At 58.6% G+C, this 3,619-nt stretch carries 4 protein-coding genes; all 4 read right to left on the bottom strand.

The window, feature by feature from the left end; translation table 11 throughout:
* A partial coding sequence (locus WA354_RS14625; protein ID WP_472813755.1) for a L,D-transpeptidase occupies window positions 1-442 on the bottom strand: 442 nt, incomplete at its 3' end.
* A gap of 250 nt (window positions 443-692) precedes the next feature.
* On the bottom strand, window positions 693-2,474 hold the full coding sequence (locus tag WA354_RS14630; RefSeq protein WP_472813758.1) for a CRTAC1 family protein: 1,782 nt from the start codon (window positions 2,472-2,474) through the stop codon (window positions 693-695).
* 129 nt (window positions 2,475-2,603) lie between these two features.
* Complete coding sequence (locus WA354_RS14635; RefSeq protein ID WP_472813756.1) at window positions 2,604-3,206, bottom strand: hypothetical protein; 603 nt, start codon at window positions 3,204-3,206, stop codon at window positions 2,604-2,606.
* A gap of 104 nt (window positions 3,207-3,310) precedes the next feature.
* The coding region (locus tag WA354_RS14640; RefSeq protein ID WP_472813757.1) for an RrF2 family transcriptional regulator at window positions 3,311-3,619 on the bottom strand (309 nt) is incomplete at its 5' end.

A 3,619-nucleotide genomic window follows, 5' to 3' on the forward strand; every position in this document is an offset into this window, starting at 1 on the left:
TCCGGATGCATCCATGCGAAGCAGCCTTGCCGATCGATTTCGGTTCATTCGTCCCGTGAATTCCGTAGCCCTTGATGCTCAATCCCATCCACCGCGTCCCCACCGGATTGCCCGGTCCCGGCAGAACGGTCTTGCCATTGTGTGAATAGGTCGGATCCTTGACGCGACGGGCGATTGAGAACGTGCCGGCAGGACTCGGTGTCGTGGGCTTGCCCACCGCGACGGTGTATACCCTCTTCACCTGTCCGTCTTCCACCAGAGCCAGTTTCCGGTCCTCCAGGCTCACCACAATTACCCGCTTCGCAACTGGAGTTGCCTCAACCGGGCTTGTCCGCTGGCCCAGCACCTGGGCTCCCAGAACCGCCGCCATGCTCGCCGCCACCGCCCATTCGCTCAAGCCCTTCATCGCGTCCCCCAGGCCAATCTCATTGCCCAACGCCATGAGAGGTTGCAGGACGGATGCCAATCCGTGTCTAAAAGAAAACAAAGAGATTAGAGGATGGAGAGGCCGCCATCTCCGTGTCATGAGAAACACCTGTGTGTCTCTGATGACACGCTCAGCGTCTGGGCCGGAGGGCACCCTATGTGGCGAGGACTGTGGGAAGACAAAACTTGTCAGCGATTTGGATCACGCTGAGCAGGGAAACGCAGACTGCGCGTCGCGCCTAGGGAAGTTTGGTATTTAAGCGGGCTTACTTACCGTTGCCTTCGCTGATGGTGACGATTCGGTCGATGCCGGGCACGGTGACGTGTTCAACCTTGCCACTGGGCCAGTGAATCTCGATGTCGTCGATCTTCGTCGCCTGGCCGAGGCCGAAGTGCAGGCGAGGATCGTTGCTGGAGAGATAGCTGCCACCGCTGATCACGTCTCCGCGCTGCTTCATCCCATTGGCGGTCAGATACACCGTGGTGCCGACCGCGTCGCGCGCGCTTTTGGGGCCGCCGACAAGCTTCAGTTCGAGCCAGTGATTGTGATCCGGGCTGACGTTGCGCAACAGGACGGGGTGGCCATCCATCACGTTGATCACTGCGTCGATTTTGCCATCGTTGAAGAGATCGCCTACAGCCATGCCGCGGCCGGCGATGACATCGGCGAGTCCGGTACCTTCGACGGCAGGGACACTTTCGAAGCTTTTGCCCTGCAGATTATGGAAGAGCATGGGGCGCTGCTTCCAACTGGTTCCCCAGTTGTATTTATCGGCCTGCGGGTAAACGTGGCCGTCGGACATTAGCAGATCCTTCCAGCCATCGTTGTCGTAGTCGAAGAAGGCGTCGCCCCAACTGAGGAAAGGTACGGTGATTTCGCCGAGACCGATGTGGTAACTGATATCGGTGAAGTTGGCGTCGCCCTCATTGCGGTAGAGGGGCTTGTAGTCATCTGAAAATGTGGTGTTGAAGACGTCGAGCATACCGTTGTTCTGGAAGTCTCCTACGGCGATGCCCATGGATGCGGTTTCGCGGCCGGCTTCGTTTAGCGCGTAGCCGGAGGCGTAACTCACGTCTTCGAAGGTCCCGTCGCCTTTATTGAGATAAAGATAGTTCGGCGTGGAATCGTTCCCCACGAGCAGGTCGGGTTTCCCGTCGTTGTTAATGTCAACAAACACCGCACCCAAGCCGTAGTAGCCGGGCTTGTCCGCCACACCGGCCTTGTCGCTTACGTCGGTAAAAGTCCCATCGCCATTGTTGTGAAAGAGGTGGTCGGGTTCGCCCTTCAGGCCGCGCGGACCGCAGGCTGTTGCCTCCCCACGAAATGTACAAAAAGAATTACTCGACCCGCCTTCGCCACCCTTGGCCGGAGGATTGTTCCAATCCCAATGCAGGTACCCGGCAACAAAGAGATCCAGTTTCCCGTCGCCGTCGTAGTCACCCCAGGTGACGCCCGTGGACCAGTTGCCGAGCGTGACGTTTGCCTTCTCGGCGACATCGGTGAATGTGCCGTTGTGGTTGTTGTGATAGAGGCGGTTCTTTCCGAAGTTGGAGACGTATAGATCGGGCCAGCCGTCGTTGTCGTAGTCCGCAACAGCGCAACCAAATCCCCACCGACCGTTGGTGACACCGGCTTTTTCGCTCACATCTGTGAAAGTGCCGTCGTGATTATTGTGAAAGAGAGCGGCATGCGGCGGCGTTTCCTTACCGCTGAGGGCGTCGACGGTTGATCCGTTGACGATATAAATGTCGAGCCAGCCGTCGTTGTCGTAGTCGAGCAGGCATACACCTGAGCCCTTGGTCTCGATGATGTAGTCCTTGGCAGGCGTGCCCATCTTGTGGATCCACTTGGTAAGGCCGGCCTTCTCGGAGACATCTTCGAAAATCACCGGGCCAGACTTTACGAAACCGCCGGCGGTGATGACACGATGCTGGCTGTCAAGCTGGATCTGGTGCGGCGAACTCGTGTCCCCCGCATGGGCGTCGGCGGCGGGTGCCTGCTGCGCTGCCGGTGGCGCAGGCGTGGTTGCAGTTTGTGCGTTGACCATGGCAGACAGACCCGCCGCGACGAGGGCCGAGAGACTTAACGCGCGCTTCACCGGAAACATGGGGCAAGTATACGGGTCTGCTCGTGAGACAGTCTCTCAACCAAAGGGAGGAGAGGCGGCGACGACTGGCTATGGCGCAGGTTGGGGAGGAGGTATAACTGCCCAGCCCCCGTTGGTGCCTTTGACCAGGGTGGCAGTCGCTGTCTGGATCGATGTATCGGCGGCGATCTTGGGGAAGGTCCTCATTGATTCGGGGGTGCTGGCCCAAGCGGGGATGCCTTCGACCTCGTAGCTGTATTTGACGGTGTATTGCGTGGGATTGGAGGGATCGTTGGGCGTGGCGCTGTCGATAGCGGTGACGTTGAAGTGGCCGAAACAAAAATTGCCGTAACCGGGTTGGTTCGGGTCGGGCGTCCAGGCAGAGTGCCCCTTGTCAGACAGATCGTATTGATTCACCTGTTTGGAGCCGACCAAGAAGCGGTTCTTTTCCGCGGTTCCGCGCACGAGCAGGCCGGCATCGGTGAGGGCGTCGTAGTCGCGAGTCTTCTCGTCTTTTGAGGTGTCGGCCTCGGCAGGCAGTTTGGTTGGTTCAGGCCAGACGCATTCGTGGCGGCCCGCGAAGGAGTTGTTGATGGCAGACTTGAATTCCGCCTGATCGGCTTGTTTCTTGCAACCAGCTGCCCATGCGATAAGCCCGGTAAGCAAGAGCGCCAGGGCGATTCTTTCACGCATCTGAATTCACCTCAAACATTTTGATGCCTAAAACAACCAACATCGATCCACAGATAACAATTGGTACGGGAAAAACCAGGGGTGGCCCTGAACTTCGGTTGCGGTTACGCAATCACGCTCGGAGCTTTCGCTTCCGAGGGATCCCGATCGGGTTTGCACGTTGAAGCCATGGCGGAGACCGTGACGCTCATCAGCACATCAACCATGGCGCGCTGGGCACGTGCCCAAACCGGGTGTGCGGGGCACCAGGACTTACGCTCGCAGTCCTTGCCGCCGTTCAGGCAAACGTTGAGACAGATGGGGCCGTCAATAGCTTCAACGACCTCGCGCATGGTGGCATCGCGGCCACGCTGAAGGATCGCGAATCCACCAGCTTTTCCACGTCTGGAAGAGATCAATTCGGCGTGCACCAG

The sequence above is a fragment of the Occallatibacter sp. genome (assembly GCF_049802275.1).
In the GTDB taxonomy this organism is placed as follows: Bacteria; Acidobacteriota; Terriglobia; order Terriglobales; family Acidobacteriaceae; genus Telmatobacter.

What these genes read in the sequence shown, in the direction of transcription:
- WA354_RS14630 (WP_472813758.1), bottom strand. Translation starts at nt 2,474, where the DNA reads ATGGTCAACGCACAAACTGCAACCACGCCTGCGCCACCGGCAGCGCAG.
- WA354_RS14635 (WP_472813756.1), bottom strand. Translation starts at nt 3,206, where the DNA reads ATGCGTGAAAGAATCGCCCTGGCGCTCTTGCTTACCGGGCTTATCGCA.